The 23351-nt window shown below is 71.1% G+C and carries 22 protein-coding genes and 1 riboswitch; of the genes, 16 read left to right on the top strand and 6 right to left on the bottom strand.

Annotation, left to right across the window (positions count from 1 at the left end; translation table 11 throughout):
- Positions 1–84 precede the first annotated feature (84 nt).
- Positions 85–816, top strand: coding sequence for an HNH endonuclease family protein (locus OHT01_RS23595; RefSeq protein ID WP_328555115.1), 732 nt, complete (start codon positions 85–87; stop codon positions 814–816).
- 168 nt (positions 817–984) lie between these two features.
- On the opposite strand, the gene OHT01_RS23600 is transcribed toward OHT01_RS23595, so the two are convergent.
- Together OHT01_RS23600 and OHT01_RS23605 are read right to left on the bottom strand one after the other, a co-directional pair.
- On the bottom strand, positions 985–1194 hold the full coding sequence (locus OHT01_RS23600) for a DUF397 domain-containing protein (RefSeq protein WP_328555116.1): 210 nt from the start codon (positions 1192–1194) through the stop codon (positions 985–987).
- A gap of 11 nt (positions 1195–1205) precedes the next feature.
- Complete coding sequence (locus OHT01_RS23605; RefSeq protein WP_328555117.1) at positions 1206–2060, bottom strand: helix-turn-helix domain-containing protein; 855 nt, start codon at positions 2058–2060, stop codon at positions 1206–1208.
- Between the two features lie 267 nt (positions 2061–2327).
- Between OHT01_RS23605 and OHT01_RS23610 the strand changes: the two genes are divergently transcribed.
- Positions 2328–2819, top strand: coding sequence for an ATP-binding protein (locus OHT01_RS23610; RefSeq protein ID WP_328555118.1), 492 nt, complete (start codon positions 2328–2330; stop codon positions 2817–2819).
- Positions 2820–2874: 55 nt separating this feature from the next.
- Here OHT01_RS23610 and OHT01_RS23615 read toward each other — a convergent pair whose 3' ends face one another.
- The 3 genes from OHT01_RS23615 to OHT01_RS23625 all read right to left on the bottom strand — a co-directional run bounded on the left by OHT01_RS23615 (position 2875) and on the right by OHT01_RS23625 (position 4443).
- On the bottom strand, positions 2875–3237 hold the full coding sequence (locus OHT01_RS23615) for a hypothetical protein (RefSeq protein WP_328555119.1): 363 nt from the start codon (positions 3235–3237) through the stop codon (positions 2875–2877).
- 86 nt (positions 3238–3323) lie between these two features.
- Entirely contained in the window at positions 3324–4040 is a 717-nt protein-coding gene (locus OHT01_RS23620) for a hypothetical protein (RefSeq protein ID WP_328555120.1), read from the bottom strand.
- Between the two features lie 199 nt (positions 4041–4239).
- Positions 4240–4443 (bottom strand): hypothetical protein, encoded by a 204-nt coding sequence (locus OHT01_RS23625; RefSeq protein WP_328555121.1) that lies wholly within the window; start codon positions 4441–4443, stop codon positions 4240–4242.
- Between the two features lie 191 nt (positions 4444–4634).
- On the opposite strand from OHT01_RS23625, the gene OHT01_RS23630 reads away from it, so the two are divergent.
- The 6 genes from OHT01_RS23630 to OHT01_RS23655 all read left to right on the top strand — a co-directional run bounded on the left by OHT01_RS23630 (position 4635) and on the right by OHT01_RS23655 (position 12296).
- A complete protein-coding gene (locus OHT01_RS23630) occupies positions 4635–6857 on the top strand; it encodes an N-6 DNA methylase (RefSeq protein WP_328555122.1) in 2223 nt (740 codons plus the stop codon).
- 246 nt (positions 6858–7103) lie between these two features.
- Entirely contained in the window at positions 7104–7643 is a 540-nt protein-coding gene (locus OHT01_RS23635) for a hypothetical protein (RefSeq protein WP_328555123.1), read from the top strand.
- A 62-nt stretch (positions 7644–7705) separates the two neighbouring features.
- Complete coding sequence (locus tag OHT01_RS23640) at positions 7706–9163, top strand: protein kinase domain-containing protein (RefSeq protein ID WP_443043545.1); 1458 nt, start codon at positions 7706–7708, stop codon at positions 9161–9163.
- Positions 9164–9339: 176 nt separating this feature from the next.
- Complete coding sequence (locus tag OHT01_RS23645) at positions 9340–10167, top strand: glycoside hydrolase domain-containing protein (RefSeq protein WP_328555124.1); 828 nt, start codon at positions 9340–9342, stop codon at positions 10165–10167.
- 234 nt (positions 10168–10401) lie between these two features.
- Positions 10402–11064, top strand: coding sequence for a SurA N-terminal domain-containing protein (locus OHT01_RS23650; protein WP_328555125.1), 663 nt, complete (start codon positions 10402–10404; stop codon positions 11062–11064).
- 164 nt (positions 11065–11228) lie between these two features.
- Positions 11229–12296 (top strand): nucleoside triphosphate pyrophosphohydrolase, encoded by a 1068-nt coding sequence (locus OHT01_RS23655; RefSeq protein WP_328558234.1) that lies wholly within the window; start codon positions 11229–11231, stop codon positions 12294–12296.
- Between the two features lie 162 nt (positions 12297–12458).
- Here OHT01_RS23655 and OHT01_RS23660 read toward each other — a convergent pair whose 3' ends face one another.
- The gene (locus OHT01_RS23660; RefSeq protein ID WP_328555126.1) at positions 12459–13670 is read right to left on the bottom strand and encodes a globin domain-containing protein; all 1212 of its coding nucleotides are present in this window, start codon (positions 13668–13670) and stop codon (positions 12459–12461) included.
- 212 nt (positions 13671–13882) lie between these two features.
- Here OHT01_RS23660 and OHT01_RS23665 point away from each other — a divergent pair, with 212 nt between their 5' ends.
- The 8 genes from OHT01_RS23665 to OHT01_RS23700 all read left to right on the top strand — a co-directional run bounded on the left by OHT01_RS23665 (position 13883) and on the right by OHT01_RS23700 (position 23260).
- Entirely contained in the window at positions 13883–15154 is a 1272-nt protein-coding gene (locus tag OHT01_RS23665; protein ID WP_328555127.1) for a cytochrome P450 family protein, read from the top strand.
- 314 nt (positions 15155–15468) lie between these two features.
- Positions 15469–16338 carry a transglycosylase family protein gene (locus OHT01_RS23670; RefSeq protein ID WP_328555128.1) on the top strand — a complete coding sequence of 290 codons (870 nt, stop codon included), beginning with the start codon at positions 15469–15471 and terminating at the stop codon, positions 16336–16338.
- 183 nt (positions 16339–16521) lie between these two features.
- A riboswitch (cyclic di-AMP (ydaO/yuaA leader) is annotated at positions 16522–16714 on the top strand.
- A 4-nt stretch (positions 16715–16718) separates the two neighbouring features.
- Positions 16719–17417, top strand: a complete 699-nt coding sequence (locus OHT01_RS23675) for a transglycosylase family protein (protein WP_328555129.1) — start codon at positions 16719–16721, stop codon at positions 17415–17417.
- Positions 17418–17762: 345 nt separating this feature from the next.
- Positions 17763–19049, top strand: coding sequence for a phosphopyruvate hydratase (eno, locus tag OHT01_RS23680; RefSeq protein WP_328555130.1), 1287 nt, complete (start codon positions 17763–17765; stop codon positions 19047–19049).
- A gap of 119 nt (positions 19050–19168) precedes the next feature.
- Positions 19169–19645: an FtsB family cell division protein gene (locus OHT01_RS23685; protein WP_328555131.1), complete on the top strand. Its 477-nt coding sequence runs from the start codon at positions 19169–19171 to the stop codon at positions 19643–19645.
- Between the two features lie 39 nt (positions 19646–19684).
- The gene (locus OHT01_RS23690) at positions 19685–20308 is read left to right on the top strand and encodes a DUF501 domain-containing protein (RefSeq protein ID WP_328555132.1); all 624 of its coding nucleotides are present in this window, start codon (positions 19685–19687) and stop codon (positions 20306–20308) included.
- Positions 20305–21276, top strand: a complete 972-nt coding sequence (locus tag OHT01_RS23695; protein ID WP_328555133.1) for a Ppx/GppA phosphatase family protein — start codon at positions 20305–20307, stop codon at positions 21274–21276. Before OHT01_RS23690 ends, OHT01_RS23695 begins: the two co-directional genes overlap by 4 nt.
- 589 nt (positions 21277–21865) lie before the next feature.
- Positions 21866–23260, top strand: a complete 1395-nt coding sequence (locus OHT01_RS23700) for an NAD(P)/FAD-dependent oxidoreductase (protein ID WP_328555134.1) — start codon at positions 21866–21868, stop codon at positions 23258–23260.
- Positions 23261–23351: the final 91 nt, after the last annotated feature.

The raw sequence follows: 23351 nt of genomic DNA on the forward strand, positions 1-23351 counted from the left end.
GCCGAGGAATGGCGGCCGTTACCTTGGGCAGACGGGAATCACGTCCGATCTGGGCGGACCCGGGGAGGCGAAGGGGAGGGCGCTGTGCTGCGTCTGAGGGGTGGGGCGGCGGCTGCCGCGTTGGCGGTGCTCGTCATGGGTGCCGGAGTCAGTGGCTGCAAGAAGGACGCCATGGGCTCGGCGGGACCGCAGGAGACGGCGGCGGGCGGCGGTGGCGCCGCCTACGCCGCGGTGGACTCGCTGGCCGTCAAGGGGCGCGCGCCCAAGACCGGTTACAGCAGGGAGCGGTTCGGTACGGCCTGGGCCGACACCGACGCGAACTCGTGTGACACCCGTGACGACATCCTCAAGCGGGACCTCAAAGAGGTGAGGTTCAGCGACGGCAAGTGCAAGGTGTCCCGCGGAGTCCTCGAACCCGATCCGTACGGCGGCAAGGACGTCACCTTCGTCCGCGGGCGCAGTCTGGTCGACATCGACCACCTGGTCGCGCTCTCGGACGCCTGGCAGACGGGCGCCAAGTACTGGGACGCCAGCAAGCGGATAGCGCTCGCCAACGACCCGCTCAACCTCCGTGCCGTCGGCGCGAGCGCCAACCGCAGCAAGGGCGACGGCGACACCGCGACCTGGCTCCCGCCCGACAAGACGTACCGCTGCACGTACGTCGCCGCGCAGGTGGCGGTGAAGAAGAAGTACGGACTGTGGGTCACCAGCGCCGAGAAGGCGGCCATGAAGAAGGTGCTGGCCGGCTGCTCCGGCCAGAAGCTGCCGACGGGCGGCAATCCGACGGAGGCACCGAAGCGGTTCCACGCGAACTGACCGCCGCCGGTCGCGCAGACGGCGGCTGAGCCGCGGCCGGAGCGGAAGTGGTCCCGGTCGAGAAGGGGGCGAGCCGCGGGCCCGCCCCCTTCGGCGTGGTCAGGCCGACGGGTTGACGGGCGCGAGGTGGCCCGGCGCGTCGCCGACGGGCGCGCAGGCCCAGGCCCCTCAACCGATCAAGCGCGCCCGACCGTGCCGATCACCTCTGACGGTCAGGGCGGCTATCAGGGTGGCGAGTTGGCGCGGTCCGGTGGTGAGGAGGGTCTCCGGGGAGTCGCTCTCCCGGAGAAGGATCGTTCCGGTGGGGGTGGCGGCGACGTAGACGCAGGAGGACGACTCCTGGCTGTACGTGGACTTCTGCCAGTTCAGTTCGGGCATCGAAGGCTCCTTCAGACGGCTTTGGCGAGCTGGGCGATGAAGTCGCGGGACTTCGTCTGGGGGAGCGCGGCTTGCCGCATGCGGTCCAGGACCAGGTGGTAGCGCTCCAACTTGGCTGGCGCATCGATGAGTTCGGCGGCGTGGTCGGTGTCCAACTGGACGGTGTCGAGCTGATGGACCGGGCCGTGGAAGTAGTCGATTCCCTGGCCGGACGTGTGGAACGGGCCGCTGGCGAAGGGGATGACGGCGATCGTGACGTGGTCGAGTTCGCTCATGGCGTTCAGATGGTGGAGCTGGGCTCGGACCGTGGTGCGATCGCCGAACCGCATGTGCAGGGCGGCTTCGTGGATGATCGCGGTGTACGGCTGGGGTTCCTCGCGGTGCAGCAGGGCCTGGCGCTTGATGCGGTGCGAGACGCGGTGCTCGATCTCGTGGGGCTTCAGCGGCGGAACGGTATGGCTGAACAGGACGCGAGCGTGGTCCGTGGTTTGAAGCAGGCCGGGGATGTTGATGACATTCGCCACGCGGAGTGCGACAGCGTGGTGCTCGACCTCGGTGAGGTCCAGCATGCGCGGCGAGAGGATCTCGCGGTACTCCTCCCACCAGTTGCGCCGTCGCTCACCTGTCATGGCCGCGAGTGCGTCGATCAGCGGTTCGTCGGTGCAGTCGTAGTGGCGGGCCAGGGCGCGCACGCGGTCGGCGCTGACCCCGTAGCGACCCGCCTCGATGTTGCTCACGCGTGACTGTGTGGCTCCGACCCGCACGGCGGCCTCCGTCGCGGACAGGTCCGCGCGCTCGCGCAGTCGTCGCAGTTCGGCACCCAGCCGTCGGCGTCGCGCGGTGGGCAGAGGGCTCGGCTGCGGCATGAGCGGCGACTTCCCGTTCGTACGTATGGCGCGTGGGTCACCCACACGAAGGCATTAGGGACTACATTCCATGCGATTCGTGGAATGTAGTCCATGAATCGCTCTACGGTGAGTCCCGAGTCGCTCAACTCGCCCCGCCCGTAAGCCGGAAGCGCACCGCGCCACCATGTACGCCCAGGTGCCCACGTGTACGTGCCCCCCGCGACATGCCACCGCCCGGCAGGGCCGGAAGAGCGAACCCAAGTACCCCCACCGCAGGAGGCGTTCATGGTCACCGTATCCCCGGAGAAGTCCGATGCGTCCCCGTCTTGGGCGTACGCCCTCCAGTTGCCGCACGATCCGCTCGCGCCGCGCGTCGCCCGGGTCACGCTCAGGGCCGTGCTGAACGGTCACGGGATGGCGCGCATCGCCGATACGGCGGAGTTGCTGGCCTCGGAGCTTGTCACGAATGCCTACCGGCACTCCGGCGGGCCCGCGATGCTGCGGCTCCGGGCTCTCGGGGGCGGCCGTCTGCAGGTCAGCGTCTGGGATGCCGACCCGCACATCCCGCCCCCGTTCGACAAGCCGCACGGCACGCTGCGTCCCGTGCCGGCCGAGGCGGACGGCGGGCGGGGGCTGTTCCTCGTATGCCATTTCGCCGACGCCTGGGGCGGATATGCGCTCGGCGACGATCTGTTCGGCAGGAGCGGGAAGTTGCTGTGGTGCGAGGTGGGGCCGCCGCCGTGGACGGTGGCGGCCCCGGAGGGTGTCGGCGCGTGACCGGCAGGGTCCCGGCGGACAGGAGGCCGCCGGCGCGTGTGCGAGGTACCGGGTGTCAGCGCATGTACGGGTTGCCGGGGGCCTGGGCGGGCCAGGGGGCAGGGACCGGGCCGGCCATGACGTTCCGCGGCGCGCGCTTGTCGAACAGCGGGCCTGCCAGCAGCCACACGGCGATGGCCAGGGTGGAGAGGGCGACCAGGGCCAAGGCCGCGTCTCCCTTGTCGTGCGGGACGTTCGCCAGCGACACCGACCCCACCTCGTACAGCGCGAACGAGACGAAGGCGCCCCAGTCGGACCCTCGCCCCCGGCGGATCGCCACGTACAGGAACGGCAGCCACACCAGCAGGCCGAACGAACCGACCGCCACGACCGACCACACCAGCCGCTGGAACCAGCCGGCTTCCAAGCGCTTGTCCATCACACCCCCGAAGACCCTGTGCCTCCCGGGAAGACTCCCGGGCTCCCGAGAAACCTCTCGGGGGCGTCATGCTCCCATCCGACGGGTCACGCGTGCGCGTGTTCCCCCTTCAGGGACGTCACGATCCGGTCGGCCAGCTTCTTCCCCGTGGCCGCGCCGTTGTCCTTCCCGTCCGTGGACATCACCGTGACGAGGTCCGTACCGGAGCGCACGGCGATGAGGGTCGAGCCGTTCTGCCAGGCGCTGTCGGTCAGGGTGATGGTGTAGGCGGCGTCGCCGAGGCCGGAGGTGTCCGCACCGGTGACCTTGACCTTGGTGTGCGTGTCCGAGTCGGGGTAGGTCGCGCACGAGGCGACGGCCTTCTTCAGGTTCGCCAGCACCGTCTCAGCGGTCGTGCCGCGGTAGGTGTCGATCTCCTGGGCGATGTCCTCGGACGTGTTCTTGCTGACGTAGTCGTTCTGGGCGAAGGAGACACCCGTGTCGCCGGTGATCGAGATCCAGCCGGTGCCGCCGAGGAGCACGCAGTCGGGCTTCGCCGCGGGCGAGGAGCTCGGCGCGATGTACGTGGTGCCGGAGTCCCGCGCGCCCTTCGGGTCCACCGCGAAACCGGCGGCGAAGAACGACGCGGGCGCCAGCGCCTTCTTGAGCTGCGCGCCGGTCAGCAGACCGGCGTTGGGGTCCTTGGGCTTGTCCGCCGTGGCGGACGAGGACGAGGTGCCGCTCGCGGAGGAACAGGCCGTCAGGGCCAGCGGGAGCACGGCGGCGGCGAGCAGCGCCTTGGCGGCACGGGAGGGATGACGCATCGGGATGTGTCCTTCGAGAGTGAGGTCGGAACGGGCCGAGCGCCCGTGGGCAGGGCTCTCGGTTGCGGGACTCTGAACGCGCACAGGCCGGACAGAGTCGAAGCGGTGCGGTGCGGTGCGGGGTGGTGTTGTGCGATGCGGTGCGTGCAAGCGGTGTTCGGTACGTATGGCGGGGCGGGGCGGGGTGTGCGGCGGCAGGTCAGTGAGTCTTTTCGTCCGCACCGGGCGAACCGGTGTGCTGCCGGGCGCCGGGCTGTGGAGTCGCGGACACCGAGCCCTTGTCGGCGCCGCCCGTGCGGCCGAGTCCGTGGCCGTGGCCGTGGCCGCCGGCGTGTGCCGAGACGACACCGATGACGACGAGGCCCACGGTGGCACTCAGCGCGGCCCTGCCCTTCATGCCCACGGCGGTTTCCTCCCCCGGCGGACGCCTTGGTGGCAGCCGCTCGTTCGCTGGGTCAATAAGACCAGAGCCTGTGAATCGAGTCAACACGGTTCACGAGATCTCTTGTGTGCACAGTGTGAACGGGTAGATCTTGCCTGCGTCGGTATGCTCGACACACAGAGGGACGAGTCGGGACGAGAGGAGCGGTGCGAGTGCAGGACAACGCGACCGAGGTGACCGCCGCCGGAATCGCACGGCTGGCCGGCGTCGGCCGCGCGGCCGTGAGCAACTGGCGCCGTCGCCACGCCGACTTTCCCAAGCCCGTCGGCGGTACGGAGGCCAGCCCGTCGTTCGCGCTCGCCGAGGTCGAGGCCTGGCTGCGCCATCAGGGCAAACTCGCCGAAGTGCCTTTGCGGGAACGGGTATGGCAGCAACTCGCCGGTCACCCCGAGGGCCCGGCCGCCGCACTCGCCCACGTCGGCTGCGTGCTGCTGCTCATCCATGACCGGCCGACGGTCTGGCTGGAGGTGGGCGCCGGTTCCGACGAGCGTCTCGCCGCACTGCTGCCGGCCGCGCTGGAGCAGGTGACCGTCCCGCGGTTCGGCCGGGTGCAAGCCGAACGTGGCGTTCACGCCGAGGTGAGTGCGGAGCCGTCGTCGGCTGTGAATCGACCGGTAACTGTGAACACTCCAGACGTGGTTTCAGGAGGATCGGCAGCCCCGCGCACCCTGAACACCCCGAACGAGCCGAACACCCCGAATGCCCCACGCACCCCACACCTCCCAAATGCCCCTTCCGTCCCCGCCGCTCTCGCGGTGCCCCTCCCCACCGGCCCCGAGCTGCTCCCCTCCGTCCCTCTCCTGCGCGGCGCGGCCGAGCTCGCCGCCGAACTGGGCGCCCGCCAGACCTTCGAGTTCCTGCTCGGGCGGCACCTCGACGCCAACTCGCGCCAGTTCACGCCCACCCCCACCGAGCTCGCCCGCCTCATGGCCGACCTCGCCGGCCCCACCCGCACCGTCCTCGACCCGGCCTGCGGCACCGGCGCCCTGCTGCGCGCCCTCGACACCCGCCCCGGCATGGAGTTCCACGCCCAGGACAGCGCCCCCGAACTCGCCGTGCTCACCGCGCTCCGGCTCGCCCTGCACGGGCGGGCCACCGTGCGGGCGGCCGTCGGCGACAGCCTGCGCGCCGACGCGTTCCCGCGGCTGCGCGCCGACACGGTCCTGTGCCACCCCCCGTTCAACGAGCGCAACTGGGGTCACGACGAACTGGCCTACGACCCGCGCTGGGAGTACGGCTTCCCGGCGCGCGCCGAGTCCGAGCTGGCCTGGGTGCAGCACGCGCTGGCCCGGCTGCGGGACGGCGGCACCGCCGTCCTGCTCATGCCGCCCGCCACCGCTTCCCGCCGTTCCGGGCGCCGTATCCGCGCCGACCTGCTGCGCCGCGGCGCGCTGCGGGCCGTCGTCGCCCTGCCGGTCGGCGCGGCACCTCCGTACAACATCCCCCTGCACCTGTGGGTGCTGCGCCGGCCCGAGAAGGCGCCCGGCCGGCCCGAGGTGCTGCTCGCCGACGCCGGGCAGTTCGCCGGCGAGGGGCGTGGCGGTCCCGACTGGCAGGCCGTCAGAGACGTCGTACTCGACACCTGGTGGGCCCACGACCGGGACGGCACGCTCCCGGAGCGGCCCGGTCTGGCGCGTTCCGTTCCCGTCATCGAACTCCTCGACGACGACGTCGACCTCGCCCCGGCCCGCCATCTCCCGCCCCCGGCGGCGGCCGACGGTGCCGAGCAGCTCGCGGCCGTGCGCGAGTGCCTCGACGAGACGCTGCGCCTGACCACGGGTCTCACCCCGTCCCCCGCGACGACGGAGCGGCCCGTCCGCTGGCCGCTCACCACCGTCGGCGAACTCGCCCGCGGGAGCGCCCTGGTGATGCGTGCGGGCGGAAACGGCGGTCACGCGCGCGTGCCCGTCCTCACCGACCACGACGTGCTCGCCGGCACCGGCCCCTCGGGGACGCTGCCCGAGACGGACGAGGAAGCCGTGTTGACGGAGGCGGGCGACGTGGTCGTGCCGGTGCTCGGCGGCGGATCGGTGGTACGCGTGGTCGACGGCGCGTCGGTGGGCGCCGTCCTCGGGCGCAACCTCGTGCTCCTGCGCCCCGATCCCGCGGCACTCGACCCGTGGTTCCTCGCCGGGTTCCTGCGGGGCACCGCCAACAACCGCCAGGCCAGCAGTTACGCGTCCACCGCCACCCGGCTCGACGTGCGCCGCCTGCAACTGCCCCGGCTCCCGCTGGACGAACAGCGGCGCTACGGCGCCCGGTTCCGTGCGCTCGACGAGTTCGAGCGGGCGCTCAGGCACGCGGGCCGGCTGGGGGACCAGCTCGTACGCGGCATGTACGACGGGCTGACGGACGGGACGGTACCCCCGGGCTGAGGCCCCGCGCGCTCCGCCCGCCGCCCCGGGCCGCGCGCTCCGGCTCCTCCAGGACCAGGCTGCCCGCCCCGACGCCACCTGCGGCGTCGTACGAGGTGATCAGTTCGACAACGTCTCGGTACAACCCTGGACCGGTCGTCCGTGTCGGCCTATACGCTCGAACTCCTATCGAACCCAGGCCCGGGAGCAGTCATGTACGGCCACGGCGGGACGCCACCCATCCGCGGCACGGTAACCGTCATCGCGTTGCGTGTTCTGTTCTCCGTCGCCGGGCTCCTGTCGTGCGGTCTGTTCGCCTGTCTTCCGCTGTTCCAAGTGGCGCTCCGGCGCGGGCGGTGGTTCGACTGGGCGGCGGCCTGGGTGACGCTGCCCGTGTCCATCGGCCTGCTCGGGATCGTCGGTACGCTGCCGGAGAGCGACCCCTGGGACGATGTCGCGCTGATCGGGTCAATGGTCCTCAGCGCCAGCTGTGTCGCGTACTACCTGGTCAGCGACATCCGCTTCCACCGTGCGTGGCGGCGGTCCACGCGCCACGCGCCGTTCCACGTGCAGACCGCCCACGGGCCGTACGGCTTTCCGCAGCCCGCGCCGCCCGCCCCGCCGTACCCGGGTGTCCTCAATCCGCAGCCGCAGCCGTACCTGCCGAACGCGCCGATGCCCCAGCCCCCGTCGCGGCGAGCCGCACCCGCCCGTATCGACCAGGTGCGCGCCGAGCTCGACGAACTCAGCGACTATCTGCGCAAGCACGAGGACCCGCGGTACGGCGGACACGAGGGCGGACGGTGACGGCGGCCGGACGCGTCGTCGCCGGCCGGTACGAACTGGCCACGCTCATCGGGCAGGGAGGCATGGGCCAGGTCTGGACGGCCTACGACCAACGGCTCGACCGGCGCGTCGCGGTGAAGCTGCTGCGCGCCGACAAGGTCGTCGGCCAGGAGGCCGACGAACTGCGCCGCCGCTTCGCGCGCGAGTGCCGGGTGACCGCCCAGGTCGACCACCCCGGCCTGGTCACCGTGCACGACGCGGGCAGCGAGGGCGAGGAGCTGTTCCTCGTCATGCAGTACGTCGACGGCGCCGACCTCTCCGATCACCTCGCCGAGCACGACCCCTACCCGTGGCAGTGGGCGGTCGCGGTCGCCGCGCAACTGTGCGCGGTGTTGAGCGCCGTGCACGCCGTGCCGATCGTCCACCGTGACCTCAAGCCGCGCAATGTGATGGTGAAGCAGGACGGCACGGTGACCGTCCTCGACCTCGGCGTCGCCTCCGTCATGGACACCGACACCACCCGCCTCACGCACACCGGCTCCCCCATCGGCTCGCCCGCCTACATGGCGCCCGAGCAGGCGATGGGCGGCGCGGTCGGCCCGTACACCGACCTGTACGCGCTCGGTGTGCTGATACACGAACTCCTCAGCGGCGACGTGCCGTTCACGGGCTCGACGGCGCTCGGGGTGCTGCACCGGCACCTGTACGAGCCGCCGCCGCCCGTGCGCGGGCTGCGCCCCGAGGTCCCGGAGGCGCTGGAGAACCTGGTTCTGCGCCTGCTCGCGAAGGACCCGCAGCACCGGCCCGCCTCCGCGCAGGAGGTGTACGAGCAACTGGCGCTGCTCCTGCCCGCGCGCGGAACCCCCACCGGGGCGCCGCTCGACCCGACGCGCCCCTTCCTGCGCCCGCACGCCCCCTGGCCGGACCGTGCGCGCACGCCCGCACCCCGGCCCGCACCCGTCGTGCGGGACGCCGACAAGCCCGATGTCGCCGGCGCCGTCGACGAGGTGAAGCGCCTTCTGGGCGAGGGCCGCATCACCCAGGCCGTCGACGTCCTCGGCGCGATCCTGCCCACCGCCGCACAGCAGCACGGCGAGCACTCCCCGGTCGTACGCACCCTGCGCAAGCAGTACGCGGCCACGCTCATGGACGACGGCCAGTACCGGCGCGCGCTGCCCGAACTGCGCCGCCTCGCCGACGAACGCGCCGCCGAGGCAGGCCGGGCCGATCCCCAGTCCCTGCGCTACCGCTACGAATCCGCCCAGTGCCTGGAGCAGTTGGGCGAACCGGCGGCGGCGCTCGCCGAGTACCGCGCGCTGCTGCCGTACTACGAGAACCAGTACGCGGTCGACGACCCGGAACTCGCCTTCGACGTCCGTCGCCGCATCGGGCACCTGCTGCTGGCGCTCGGCGACCGCGGCGCCGCCGGCGGCACACTGGCCCGGCTGCTGCACGACGTGGAGCGGCTGCACGGCCCCGGACACCCCCTCGCGGCCGAGATCCGGGGGGCACTGCAATGGCTGGGGCAGGTGCGCGGCTAGATTTTGCCGGGCCCTGAGAGGATCTTGAGACTTTCCAGGGGCTCTCTTTCCCGAACGGGCATGCGCGTCCGGTTAAGTTGCGCTCTCCTTCGTGCCGCGCGCGTCTCCTTGTGCGCCGCGTGCGCTGTCATCGCACAACCGGCCGGTACCACCGGCACAACCAGGGGTGGGTTCAGATGTCCGACCATCGTCAGTCGCGGAAGCGCCGGTACATCACGTGGGGGGCGGCCGGTGTCGCCGTCGTCGCCGGCGCCGGTATCGCCGCGCAGACCTCCATGGCGGCAACCACCTGGCCCGCCCAGAAGACCTTCACGGGCCGCGCCTTCGACACCTGCGCAGCGCCCTCGCTGACCGCGATGAAGGCCTGGCACACCGGCTTCTACGGAGCGGCGGCCGTGTACATCGGCGGCGAGAACCGCGGATGCGGCCAGCCCAACCTCACCGCGTCCTGGGTGAAGTCGGTCAGCACCCTGGGCTGGAAGCTCATCCCGCTGTACGTGGGCGCCCAGCCGTCCTGTCAGACCGGGAGCAGCCCCGAGAAGCTCACCGCCTCGACCGCCGCCTCCATGGGCGCGACCGACGGCGCTGACGCGGTCGCCAAGGCCACCGCCCTCGGGATGAAGGCCGGCAGCCCGGTCTACCTCGACATGGAGTCGTACGACATCACGAACAAGGCCTGCAACGACGCCGTGCTGACGTATGTGCGCGCCTTCGACAAGACCCTGCACGCCAAGACGTTCCGCACCGGGTACTACGGCTTCACCAGTTCGAGCGCCAAGGCCGTCGCGACCGCGACCGACAAGACGGATCTGCCGGGCAACCTCTGGTACGCGCTGTGGGACAAGACGAACACCACGACCACCGACTGGCCTTGGGGCGCGACCCAGTTCACCGACCACAGCCGCGCGCACCAGTACATGGTCAACAGCAAGGAGACCCACGGCGGCGTCACGTTCACCGTGGACCGCGACGCCTGGGACGCGCCGGTCGCCATCACCGGCTGACGTACGGACGGGTCCTGGAGAGGACGGCCGCGCTCCCGGTCGGCCGGTCGACCGGGAGCGCGTGGTCACCCGTAAGAGCGGACCGGGGGCGTTCCGCGAGGCGGGGATCGCACGACGGTGCCTGAAGTCGTGGTGAATCGTTGGTCGAATGGCTGGCCGAGAGGCGGGCCACTGCCTACCATCGATCACCGCAAGACTTTGTGCACCGTCGCACAATCTCCTCGGGAGGCTTCCTTGCACCGCCGCCGTCGCACCGCGCTCGTCCTCTCCGCAGCGATCGTCGCCGCGGCCCCACTGCTCACCGGCTGTGGCAGCGATGCCCATCCGGGCGCGGCGGCTGTCGTCGACGGGCAGCGGATCACCGTCGCGCAACTGGAGGGCCGGGTGAACGAGGTGCGCTCGGCGCAGCGGGCCGCCAGCAAGGACGACGCCCAGTACGAGCAGGTCATCGCCAACAGCGGCACCCTCACCCGCGACACCCTGCACGGCATGGTCCTGGACCGCGTGCTGGACCGTGCGGCGAAGAACGCCGGTGTGACCGTGACCCGCAAGGACTCCCAGCAGATGCGGGCGGCCCTCGAACAGCAGGCGGGCGGCTCGAAGGCCCTGGAGACGGCCTGGCTGTCCAACTACGGTGTGGCGCCCAAGCGTCTCGACGACAGCCTGCGCACCGAGATCGAGGCCCGGAAGCTCGCCGCCGCTCTCGGTGTCGACATGAACACCACCGACGGCAAGGCCACCTTCTGGAAGGCCATGTCCGTCGCCTCCAAGCAGCTCCATGTCGACCTGAACCCGCGCTACGGCGCCTGGGACGTCCAGAAGAGCAGCCGCGTCGACGCCAAGACGCCGTGGCTGCGGGAGGTCTCGTCGGCGGGGACCCAGCAGCAGCCCGCGTAACCGCCGCTCGACGGCGTCCCCCGGACCCTGTGGACAACTCGGGGGGTGTCGGCGGTGTGGGTTACGTTCGAGGGGTGAACGCAATCAGTGAACCGACGGGGGCCGCTCAGGCCGGTGAGCCGACCGCTGCCCTTGGGATCGTCGCCCATGGGACCGCAGCCGAGGTGACCGCCGCCGGCGCGGCCACCGTCGGGGCGACCGCCGCCGACCCCGGCCGTGTCGTCCTGCTCACCACCAGCCACCGGGTCGCGCCCGGTCTGCTGTCCTGGCCGGCCTGGCAGGCGCTGCACGGCGCCGACCGGGTGCTGTGCGCGGACGCCGGGCACCCGCAGCTGCCGTATCTGCGCGAGGCCGGCGTCACCGTGGACCTGGAGTCCCCGACCGCGGAGGACGTGGTCGACGCGTGTGCCGGCGGCCGCTCGCTGGTTGTCGTCGCCACCGGTGAGGGCGAGTCCCGGCTCACCGACGGTCTGGCCCGGCTGGCCGGCTCCGGCCGCATACGGATGCCGGACCTGGAACTGCTCCCCGCCTCGTACGACCTGCCGGGCGCCCGGCTGCTCGACCTCGTCCAGGTGATGGACCGCATCCGCGTCGAGTGCCCCTGGTCGTCGCAGCAGACACACAAGGGCCTGGCGAAGTACGGCATCGAGGAGGCGTACGAGCTCGTCGAGGCCATCGAGGAAGGCGACCGGGACGAACTGCGCGAAGAGCTCGGTGACGTCCTGCTCCAGGTCGTGTTCCACGCGCGGATGGCAGAGGACCACGAGGAGGCCCCCTTCTCGATCGACGACGTGGCCGGCGGCATCGTCGCCAAGCTGATCCACCGGCACCCCCATGTCTTCGGCGACGAGAAGGCCACGACGCCCGAGGAGGTCCGGGAGCACTGGCTGCGGACCAAGGCCGAGGAGAAGCGGCGCACCTCCGTCACCGAGGGCGTCCCGCTCGGCCAGCCGGGCCTGGCGCTGTCGGCCAAGTTGTCGTCCCGGGCGCGTACGGCGGGACTTGACGTTCCGCTGCCCGCGGGAGAGGGCGTGGGGTACGAGCTGCTGGCGATGGCCGTCCGCGCCGAGGCCGAGGGCGTGGACCCGGAGGCGGCGCTGCGCGCGGCGGCACGGACCTACCGGGACGCGATCCGCGGGGCGGAGGGCGTGGAGACGGACGGGGACGAGGACGCCGACGAGTACGGCGCCGGGGACGACGAGGACCACACCGGGGACGACGGAGGACGGTAGCGGGTCGGCGGCCGCGTCGGCGGCCAGAACGACAGCGAGGGCGGGAAAGAGGGCGGGAAAGAGGACGACAGCGAGGGGCGGGAAAGAGGGGGGAGGGAGAAGCAGGCGGAAAGGGCGAAGGGGAGAGGGGGAGAAGGGGCCGGGTAGGGGGTGGGGGCCGGTTCAGGGTCCCGGAGCGCGGCCTGCCGGGTTGTGCCAGGCCGGCGGGGGGCGGTCGAGCAGCCACTCCGCCGCGCCCACCGGGCGCGGACGGCTCTCTCCGGTCGGCGGCAGCGGGTCGTGGAAGACGCGGTCGGCCGGTGTCCCGAGGGCGGGGAGGGCCGCGCCGACCTCCTCGACGAGATCGGGCGGACCGGCGACATAGACGTCGTGCCGGGACCAGCCGGCCCGGTTGCCCAGCGCGGTGAGCAGCCGTTCGGTCGCCTGGGCCTTGGGGCGGCCCGGCGCGGGGGTGATGACGGTGACGGCGAGCTCGGGGAGCCGGGCCCGCAGGCGTTCGAGGGCGGGCCGGTCGTAGAGGTGCGCGATGTCGCGGGCGACGAGGAACAGCCGGGCCTCGTGGGCGGTGTCGAGCTGTTCCAGCAGGGCCTTCACCGGTGCCCAGCCGGTGCCGGCCGCGATGAGGGTGAGGGGCCGGCCGGGCGGCGTCCGCAGTGTGAGTCTGCCGCCGGGCGCGCCCAGCCGCAGGACATCGCCCACCCGGGTCCGCCGGACGAGGGCGGTGGAGAGCAGGCCGTCCTCGACGCGGCTGATGTGCAGGTCGAGGGTGCGGTCGGCGCGGGGCGCGTTGGCGAGGGAGTAGGGGCGCCAGACGCACGGCAGATGGGGCACGCTGACGCTGACGTACTGACCGGGGGAGTGGGTGAGCCGTTGCCGCGGCCGCAGGGTGAGGACGACGAGATCGTCGCCGTGCCGGGTGCGGGAGACGACCTCCGCGTCCCACCACGGGGGTTCGCCGTGATGCCGGGCCTCCCCGGCGCCCTGCATCATGAGCTGCGCGATCGAACCGTACGCCTCGGCCCAGGCCTTCTCGGCCTCGGTGCTCCAGGCCGAGCCCGCGACGACCGCGAACGCGGCGATCAGGCTCGCTCCGACGGCTGCGTAGTGCTCCGGCCGGGTCAGGTACTTGCGGTGGTCGCGGCCGAGATCCCGCAGATACCGCGGCAGGTCCGGATCCTCCAGCCCGTCCATGACGAAGGTGAGCGCCGCGAAGAGCCGGTCCCGCTGCCGTTCCATGTCCTGCGGGAGGTCCGCCGGGAACAGCGCGCGGAGCTCCGGGTGGTGGCGGAAGAGATGCGAGTAGAAGTACTTGACCGCGAACTCGGCCCGTCGTTCCACGACCGCGAAGCTGGATCTGAGTATTTCGGGGTCCACCGCGTGAATGTAGGGAGGTGCCGAGAGGCGGAGTCAAACAGCAAGCCATGTCGGGACAGCCCGGGGTGAAGCGGGCGTGGACGGCCCCCGTCCCCGTCTCCGTCTCCCCCGTCTTCGTCCCCGTCGCCGTCACGCGCCCCGGGTCGCCGCCGGTGTGCCGTCCGGTCGCCGGTCGGCCGGGCGTCGCCGCCCCCTGCGGATACGGTCGGGGAGTGACCGAGCACGAAACCCCTGCCAGCCCCGCCCCCGAACTCTTCACCTGGGAGTTCGCCACCGACCCCTACCCGGCCTACGCCTGGCTCAGGGAGCACGCGCCGGTGCACCGCACCCGGCTGCCCAGCGGGGTGGAGGCCTGGCTCGTCACGCGGTACGCCGACGCCAAGCAGACGCTCGCCGACCAGCGGCTGTCCAAGAATCCCGCGCATCACGACGAACCCGCGCACGCGAAGGGCAGGACCGGGATCCCCGGGGAGCGCAAGGCCGAGCTGATGACGCATCTGCTGAACATCGACCCGCCGGACCACACCCGGCTGCGGCGGCTCGTCAGCAAGGCCTTCACACCCCGGCGCGTCGCCGAGTTCGCCCCACGGGTGCAGGAGTTGACGGACCGGCTCATCGACGACTTCGCGGCCAGGGGATCGGCGGACCTCATCCACGAGTTCGCCTTCCCGCTCCCCATCTACGCCATCTGCGACCTGCTCGGCGTCCCGCGCGAGGACCAGGACGACTTCCGGGACTGGGCGGGAATGATGATCCGGCACGGAGGCGGGCCGAGGGGTGGGGTGGCCCGGTCCGTGAAGAAGATGCGCGGCTATCTCGCCGAACTCATCCACCGCAAGCGGGAGGCGCTGACGCCGGAGCCCGCACCGGGCGAGGACCTCATCTCCGCCCTCATCCGCGCCTCGGACCACGGCGAGCACCTCACCGAGAACGAGGCCGCCGCCATGGCCTTCATCCTGCTCTTCGCCGGGTTCGAGACCACCGTCAATCTCATCGGGAACGGGATGCACGCCCTCCTCACCCACCCCGGGGAGCGGGCTCGCCTCCAGGCCTCCCTCGCGGCCGGGGAGAGCGGGCTGCTGGAGACGGGCGTCGAGGAACTCCTGCGCTACGACGGGCCCGTGGAGCTGGCCACCTGGCGGTTCGCGACCGAGGACGTGCGGATCGGCGGGCAGGACATCGCGGCCGGCGACCCCGTGCTCGTGGTCCTCGCCGCCGCGGACCGTGACCCCGAGCGCTTCGAACAGCCGGACACGCTCGACCTCGCGCGACGTGACCTTCAGCACTTGGGTTACGGCCACGGCATCCACTACTGCCTGGGCGCGCCGCTCGCCCGGCTGGAGGGCCAGACCGCGCTCGGCACACTCCTCGGCCGCCTTCCCGACCTCCAACTCGCTGGAGAATCGGCCGATTTGCGCTGGCGTGGTGGGCTCATTATGCGTGGATTGCGCACGCTTCCTGTGGAGTTCACCCCGGTCAAATAGTCCTTGATCGGTTCATCGGCGACCCTTCGGAATCCCGTCGAGGGGGTTCTTCCGCATACCGGAAAGAGCGCCCTTCCGGCTACCGGAACGTGACGGTCCGTCAAATCTGTGATCTTCACGTGATCTGTACTGCATCGACTTGTAACCAGCGTTCGAGTGCGGCTACCTTCACCCATCAACGCGGCACCTGCGCTTCTTACTTCGCAGGAGCCGCGGTGCTCCCCCGCTGTCACGCGAAAGGCTTCCGCATGCTCTCCGGGAACGGCCGTCACCGTCGCCCTCGTCAGGCCCCAGCCCTCATCGTCGCCGCGGGCGTGACCGGATCGGCCATCGTCATCCCGTTGCTCGCCGCGGCGAGTGCGAACGCGGCCGACGGGACCGTCTGGGACCAGGTGGCGCAGTGCGAGAGCGGTGGCGCGTGGAGCGCCGACCAGGGCAACGGGTACTACGGCGGTCTTCAGCTCGACCAGGAGGACTGGGAGGCGCACGGCGGTCTCGCCTACGCGTCGAGGCCTGACCAGGCCAGTCGCTCGCAGCAGATAGCCGTCGCCGAGAAGCTGCTCGACGAGCAGGGCGTCGCGGCCTGGCCCAGCTGTGGACCGCTCTCCGGCCTCAGCAAGAACTCGGCCGGGGTCCAGGTCGACACGGGCGTGGCCGGCGACTCGGCGAGTGCCGGGAGTGATGCCGGTTCAACCGGCTCATCCGGTTTGTCCACTTCGTCCGACCTGCTTGGTTCGATCGACGGTGACTCCTCGGGCGCGACCGACGGTGCCGCGAAGTCCAGTGCCTCGCCGAGTCCCAGCGCCTCGGCCAAGACGGCCGACAAGAGTGACGAGTCGGGCAAGTCCGGACGGAAGGACGCTTCTTCGGGCGCCTCCGTCGCCGCGAGCACCGGCACCGGGCGGCACCGCGGCACGGATGCCTCGGAGGGTGCGACCGCCGGTCCCACCGACAGCGCGACCGGACGGCACGCCTCCGGCGTCTCCAGCGTTTCGAGCGACATCACCGACAACTCGTACGCCAGAAAGAACATCTGGAATGTTTCCGACGTCCTCGGCCTTGAGGACGGGTCGGGCTACCTGGCCGCCGCGGCCGCCGCGGCCACCGATGCCGCGGACACCGGTCCCGGCCTCGTCGTCCCAGGTCGGAGCATTGCCGTCACCGCCGAAACGGTGCAGAACTAGCGGGAGTTCGCGTCACGGTTCGCTGTGGAATGTCCGGTTTGGTGCGAGTGAGACATGAGTCTCAGAAGCCCTGATCGTCTTTGAATTTCCGCCGATCGACTGCTTACGGTCGTGACTGCTCGCCACAGCGGGCTCCGACGGTCGCAACGCCGAATCCTGCCAACGGCCGTACGGGAACAGTCGTCGCGTCATGCGCCGTAGGCAGGAGCGGGGGACCCAGGTAGGCGCCGGGCCCGGGAGTCGAGAGACACCTGGGAACGGCTTGGGGTTAAGTCGCGTGCCGGACGTCCTGGAGACAGGGCCGAAGGTGCGCGGCCGGGCAACTCAACCGGCCCGAACCCGACAGCTCACCTCGCAGGCGTCGGTGAGGGGATCACTCCATGCTGTTTTCCAGCAAGGGCAAGCACCGCCGTCCGAACAAGGCCACCCGCGTCGCCGCGCTCGCCGGTGTCACCGGTGTCGCCATCGCCGCCCCGCTGATGGCGGCAGGCAACGCATCCGCCGCCACCGCCTCCGAGTGGGACGCCGTCGCCCAGTGCGAGGCCGGCGGCAACTGGTCGATCAACACCGGCAACGGCTACTACGGCGGCCTGCAGTTCTCTTCCTCCACCTGGGCCGCGTACGGCGGCACCGCCTACGCCTCGACCGCCGACCAGGCCTCGAAGTCGCAGCAGATCGCCATCGGTGAGAAGGTCCTCGCCGCGCAGGGCAAGGGTGCCTGGCCGACCTGCGGCACCGGCCTGTCCAGCGCCGCCTACAGCGGTGGCGCCACGACCCCGTCGACCTCCTCCTCGTCCTCGTCGTCGAGCGGCGCGCAGAGCACCACCACCCGTACGACGGAGCAGCCCGCCTCGCGTTCCGCGGAGCGCCCCGCCGCCCAGAAGACCGTCACCACCCCGACCGGCAAGAAGGTCAAGAAGGGTGACGGCGAGTACAAGGTCGTCAAGGGCGACACCCTCAGCTCGATCGCCGAGAAGAAGCACGTCAAGGGCGGCTGGCAGAAGCTGTTCAAGCTGAACAAGGACATCGTCGCCGACGCCGACTTCATCTACCCGGGCCAGCAGCTGCACCTCGGCTGAGTCCGGCGGCGCGCCGGCTGACGTGGTCACCTTCGGCGGAGGGTGACCGTGATCCCCGGACGTGCGCGGCCCGGCCCCGCTGAAAGACAGCTCCCTCGTAGGCCGGGCCTCCGCTCCGGAGGCCCGCCGAGGTCCCCGTCCCCACGGGCTCCCCGCTCCGGTGCGTGTTCCCCCGCACGCGCCGGAGCGGGGTTTTTTCCTTCTTTTTTGTTCCGTTCAGGAACAATAGGTAGTCTCACTTCTGCTCAAGGGGTGGTCGATCGGCTGGCCGATCCCCTCGGGCCGGATAGGCTCATCCCGCGGGGCTGCCAAGCCCCGCATACCCGCGTCACATCCCAGAAGGAGATGCTCGTGCCGTCCATCGACGTCGTCGTAGCCCGGGAAATCCTGGACTCCCGAGGCAACCCCACGGTCGAGGTCGAGGTCGGCCTCGACGACGGCAGCACGGGTCGTGCCGCCGTTCCGTCCGGCGCCTCCACCGGAGCCTTCGAGGCCATCGAGCTCCGTGACGGTGACCCCAACCGCTACCAGGGCAAGGGTGTCGAGAAGGCCGTCCTGGCCGTCATCGAGCAGATCGGCCCGGAGCTCGTCGGCTACGACGCCACCGAGCAGCGCCTGATCGACCAGGCGATGTTCGACCTGGACGCCACCGACAACAAGGGCTCGCTCGGCGCCAACGCCATCCTCGGCGTCTCGCTCGCCGTCGCGCACGCCGCTTCCGAGGCGTCCGACCTGCCGCTCTTCCGCTACCTGGGCGGCCCGAACGCGCACCTGCTGCCCGTTCCGATGATGAACATCCTGAACGGCGGGTCGCACGCCGACTCGAACGTGGACATCCAGGAGTTCATGATCGCCCCGATCGGCGCGGAGTCCTTCTCCGAGGCCCTGCGCTGGGGCACCGAGGTCTACCACACCCTCAAGTCCGTCCTGAAGTCCAAGGGCCTGTCCACCGGCCTCGGCGACGAGGGCGGCTTCGCCCCGAACCTGGACTCCAACCGCGCCGCGCTCGACCTCATCATCGAGGCCATCAAGCAGGCCGGTTACGTCCCCGGCGAGCAGGTCGCGCTCGCTCTCGACGTCGCCGCGTCCGAGTTCTACAAGGACGGCAAGTACGAGTTCGAGGGCAAGTCCCGCTCGGCCGCCGAGATGACCGAGTACTACGAGGAGCTCGTGGCGGCCTACCCGCTCGTCTCCATCGAGGACCCGCTCTTCGAGGACGACTGGGCCGGCTGGAAGGTCCTCACCGACAAGCTGGGCGAGAAGGTCCAGATCGTCGGCGACGACCTGTTCGTCACCAACCCGGAGCGCCTGGCCCGCGGCATCGAGGAGGGCACCGCCAACGCGCTGCTCGTCAAGGTGAACCAGATCGGTTCGCTGACCGAGACCCTGGACGCCGTCGAGCTCGCCCAGCGCAGCGGTTACAAGTGCATGATGTCCCACCGCTCCGGCGAGACCGAGGACGTCACGATCGCCGACCTCGCCGTCGCCACCAACTGCGGCCAGATCAAGACCGGCGCCCCGGCCCGCTCCGAGCGCGTCGCCAAGTACAACCAGCTGCTGCGTATCGAGGAGATCCTCGACGACGCCGCGGTGTACGCCGGCCGCTCGGCGTTCCCCCGCTTCAAGGACTGACCCCGCAAGGCTCGGCAAGCGTCGTCCCTACGTCCCCGCACCCGGTCCCGTACCGTGTGCGGGGACGTACGCGCGTGAGGGGCCCGTACCGGCGGGCCAGTACTGGGGAGGCGGGACTCATGGCAGTGAAGGACCGGGACCGGTTCTCCACCTCGACCAGGCTGAAGCTGCTCGGCGAGCAGACGGCGGCCCGGGTCTACCGCTCCCAGACCAAGCGGCAGGCGCGCCGCTCCCGGCTGACCGGCCGGGCCGCGCTGCTCGCCCTGGTCCTGTGCTCCCTGATCGTCGCCCTCGCGTACCCGATGCGGCAGTACGTCTCCCAGCGCGCCCAGGTCGCCGACCTGGAGCGGCAGCAGGAGCAGGCCCGGCAGCGGGTCGAGCAGTTGCGCGACCTCAAGGCGCGCTGGCAGGACGACGCGTACGCGAAGCAGCAGATCCGGCAGCGGCTGCACTATGTGATGCCGGGTGAGACCGGCTACATCGTGATCGACCCGGACGCGGCGAAGCAGGCCCGGGCGAACCGGGGCACCGCCGACCGCCCCTGGTACACCAATGTCTGGGACGGCGTGGACAAGTCCGACGCCGCCGACCAGTGACGACCCATGAACTGACCAGAAAGACACGTGACGCACGGCATGGAAACGCCACCTCCCACCACCCCGCGCACCGAGCCCACCGACGCCGACGTCGAGGCCTTCAAGCAGCAGCTCGGCCGGCCGCCGCGCGGACTGCGCGCGATCGTGCACCGCTGCCCCTGCGGTCAGCCCGACGTGGTGGAGACGGCGCCCCGCCTCCCCGACGGGACGCCGTTCCCGACCACGTACTACCTGACGTGCCCGCGGGCCGCGTCCGCGATCGGGACGCTGGAGGCCAACGGGGTCATGAAGGAGATGACCGACCGGCTGGCCACCGATCCCGAGCTGGCCGCGGCCTACCGCGCCGCCCACGAGGACTACATCGCGCGACGGGACGCCATCGAGGTGCTGGCGGGCTTCCCGAGCGCGGGCGGCATGCCTGACCGGGTGAAGTGCCTGCACGTCCTGGTCGCCCACTCGCTGGCCGCCGGGCCGGGCGTCAACCCGCTCGGTGACGAGGCCATCGCGATGCTTCCGGAGTGGTGGCGCAAGGGGGCGTGCGTGACGCTCCCCGCGGAGGACGGACCGACGGGCCGGGCCAAGGGCTCCGGGGAGCCCGGGGAAGCCGGTGCCGCCGACGCTGGCGACTCCGTGCCGGACGGCGAGCGCGGAGAGAGCCGGTGACCCGCGTCGCCGCCGTCGACTGCGGTACGAACTCCATCCGGCTCCTGGTGGCCGACGCCGACCCGGCGACGGGCGAACTCGCCGACCTGGACCGGCGGATGACCATCGTCCGGCTGGGCCAGGGCGTCGACCGCACCGGCCGGCTCGCCCCCGAGGCGCTGGAGCGGACCTTCGCCGCCTGCCGCGCCTACGCGGCCGCCATCAAGGAGCACGGCGCCGAGCGGCTCCGCTTCGTCGCCACCTCCGCCTCCCGGGACGCCGAGAACCGGGACGAGTTCGTACGCGGGGTGCTGGACATCCTCGGCGTCGAGCCGGAGGTCATCACCGGGGACCAGGAGGCGGAGTTCTCCTTCACCGGCGCGACCAGGGAACTGGCCGGGCGCGACGACCTCGCCACGCCCTACCTGGTGGTGGACATCGGCGGCGGTTCGACCGAGTTCGTCGTCGGGGCCGACCGGGTGCGCGCGGCACGCTCCGTGGACATCGGCTGCGTACGCATGACGGAACGTCACCTCGTGCGCGACGGCGCGGTGACCGACCCGCCCACCGCGGAGCAGGTCGCGGCCATGCGCGCCGACATCGAGGCCGCCCTCGACCTCGCCGAGGAGACGGTCCCGCTGCGCGAGGCGCGCACCCTGGTGGGGCTGGCCGGTTCGGTCACCACGGTCGCCGCGATCGCGCTGGGACTCGACGAGTACGACTCCGCGAAGATCCACCACTCCCGGGTCTCCGTCGCCCGCGTCCGCGAGATCACCGAGTGGCTGCTGCGCTCCACCCACGCCGAGCGCGCGGCGATCGGCTCGATGCACCCGGGCCGGGTCGACGTGATCGGGGCGGGCGCCCTCGTGCTGCTCTCGATCATGGAGCGGACCGGGGCGGCGGAGGTCGTGGTGAGCGAGCACGACATCCTCGACGGCATCGCCTTCAAGGTGGCGGAGGACGCCGAAGCGGGCAGGCAGGGCGACTGACACGCGCTGACGCGTCGAGAACGGACGTGGGGCGGCCCCGGTACCTCTTTTCCCGAGGGACCGGGGCCGTCGGCCTTCCGGGACGCACAGGGGGTCGTGGGGAGCTCCGGACGCGGTGTCCGGCGGTGTTTCGGCAGCGTCGCGCAGGCGTGGTCCCGGTCTCGTTTACTACTGATCAGTAGCCTCGGCTGAGCGTGTCGGATAACGTATGAGCGGGTCTGGAGGGGTCCCGGAACCCCTCCGGCGAGACCCCGTCGAGAAAGTTCGTGAAGTTCTTCACAAGGAAAAAGACCTTGCTGAGCGAGGAAGGGGCCACTTGGGCCCTTCCATGGGGCTCAGTCGGTCCGGCAGGATGCTCGAAGGAGCGTTGCCGCCGTGTTTCCGGGTGGTGAAACGGGGGTGTGGTCCGCTCGGCCGAATGGGTTGGAGTGCAGCTCACGCGGTGTTGACAACGGTACGAACCGTACGGTGGTTCCCCTCGGCCGCCATGACCTCGATCACGTGGGCGGCGGAGTGTAGCAGAGCCCCTGCCCAAGCTTGTGAAGGGGCGCACGAGCGACCCCCCTGAAGCGGGTGGATACTCGATGGCATGAGCACCACGGAGCGTCCCAGGATCCTCGTAGTAGGCGGTGGGTACGTAGGCCTGTACGCAGCTCGGCGCATCCTCAAGCAGATGCGCTACGGAGAGGCGACCGTCACGGTCGTCGATCCCCGGTCGTACATGACCTACCAGCCCTTCCTCCCCGAAGCCGCCGCCGGCAGCATCTCCCCGCGGCATGTCGTCGTCCCGCTGCGACGCGTACTGCCCAAGGCGGAGGTCCTCACCGGCCGGGTCACCACCATCGACCAGGACCGCAAGGTCGCCACGATCGCCCCCCTCGTGGGCGAGGCGTACGAGCTGCCTTTCGACTACCTCGTCATCGCGATGGGCGCGGTCTCCCGCACCTTCCCGATCCCCGGCCTCGCCGAGCAGGGCATCGGCATGAAGGGCATCGAGGAGGCCATCGGCCTGCGCAACCACGTCCTTGAGCAGCTCGACAAGGCTGACTCCACCACGGACGAGGACGTCCGCCGCAAGGCGCTGACCTTCGTCTTCGTGGGCGGCGGTTTCGCCGGCGCCGAGACCATCGGCGAGGTCGAGGACATGGCCCGCGACGCGGCCAAGTACTACAGCAGCGTGTCCCGCGAGGACATGCGCTTCGTCCTCGTCGACGCCGCGGACAAGATCCTGCCCGAGGTCGGCCCCAAGCTCGGCCAGTACGGCAAGGAGCACCTGGAGAGCCGCGGTGTGGAGATCTACCTCTCCACCTCGATGGACTCCTGCGTCGACGGCCACGTGGTGCTGAAGAACGGCCTCGAGGTCGACTCCAACACGATCGTCTGGACGGCCGGCGTCAAGCCGAACCCCGTTCTCTCCCGCTTCGGTCTGCCGCTCGGCCCGCGTGGCCACGTGGACACCCAGACCACCCTCCAGGTGCAGGGCACGGACTACATCTGGGCCGCGGGCGACAACGCCCAGGTGCCGGACGTCGCCGCCCGCAAGGCCGGTGTCGAGAACGCCTGGTGCCCGCCGAACGCGCAGCACGCGCTTCGTCAGGCCAAGATCCTCGGCGACAACGTGATCTCCGGTATGCGCGGCTTCCCGCAGAAGGAGTACTCGCACTCCAACAAGGGCGCGGTGGCCGGTCTCGGTCTCCACAAGGGCGTCGCGATGATCGTCCTGGGCAAGACGAAGATCAAGCTCAAGGGCCGTCTCGCCTGGTACATGCACCGTGGCTACCACGGTCTGGCCATGCCGACCTGGAACCGCAAGATCCGCGTCTTCGCGGACTGGACGCTCGCGATGTTCCTCAAGCGCGAGGTCGTCTCCCTCGGCGCCATGGAGACTCCTCGCGAGGAGTTCTACGAGGCCGCCAAGCCGGCTCCGGCCGCGGCCGCCCCGGCGCCCGCCGCCAAGACCGAGGAGAAGGCCAAGGCCTCCTGACCTCCGGTCACCGAACGCCCCGAAGGGGCCGCCCGCCATCCGTGGTGCGGGCGGCCCCTTCGGCGTTCCCCGGAAGCCCGACGCGGCGCGT

It is taken from the genome of Streptomyces sp. NBC_00358, assembly GCF_036099295.1.
In the GTDB taxonomy this organism is placed as follows: domain Bacteria; phylum Actinomycetota; class Actinomycetes; order Streptomycetales; family Streptomycetaceae; genus Streptomyces.

Bases quoted from the DNA above. Each gene is read 5' to 3' on its own strand.
- OHT01_RS23685 (WP_328555131.1), top strand. From the start codon at position 19,169: ATGGCAGTGAAGGACCGGGACCGGTTCTCCACCTCGACCAGGCTGAAG.
- OHT01_RS23645 (WP_328555124.1), top strand. From the start codon at position 9,340: ATGTCCGACCATCGTCAGTCGCGGAAGCGCCGGTACATCACGTGGGGG.
- OHT01_RS23615 (WP_328555119.1), bottom strand. From the start codon at position 3,237: ATGGACAAGCGCTTGGAAGCCGGCTGGTTCCAGCGGCTGGTGTGGTCG.
- OHT01_RS23620 (WP_328555120.1), bottom strand. From the start codon at position 4,040: ATGCGTCATCCCTCCCGTGCCGCCAAGGCGCTGCTCGCCGCCGCCGTG.
- OHT01_RS23675 (WP_328555129.1), top strand. From the start codon at position 16,719: ATGCTGTTTTCCAGCAAGGGCAAGCACCGCCGTCCGAACAAGGCCACC.
- OHT01_RS23605 (WP_328555117.1), bottom strand. From the start codon at position 2,060: ATGCCGCAGCCGAGCCCTCTGCCCACCGCGCGACGCCGACGGCTGGGT.
- eno (WP_328555130.1), top strand. From the start codon at position 17,763: ATGCTCGTGCCGTCCATCGACGTCGTCGTAGCCCGGGAAATCCTGGAC.
- OHT01_RS23700 (WP_328555134.1), top strand. From the start codon at position 21,866: ATGAGCACCACGGAGCGTCCCAGGATCCTCGTAGTAGGCGGTGGGTAC.
- OHT01_RS23640 (WP_443043545.1), top strand. From the start codon at position 7,706: ATGGGCCAGGTCTGGACGGCCTACGACCAACGGCTCGACCGGCGCGTC.
- OHT01_RS23610 (WP_328555118.1), top strand. From the start codon at position 2,328: ATGGTCACCGTATCCCCGGAGAAGTCCGATGCGTCCCCGTCTTGGGCG.
- OHT01_RS23600 (WP_328555116.1), bottom strand. From the start codon at position 1,194: ATGCCCGAACTGAACTGGCAGAAGTCCACGTACAGCCAGGAGTCGTCC.
- OHT01_RS23690 (WP_328555132.1), top strand. From the start codon at position 19,685: ATGGAAACGCCACCTCCCACCACCCCGCGCACCGAGCCCACCGACGCC.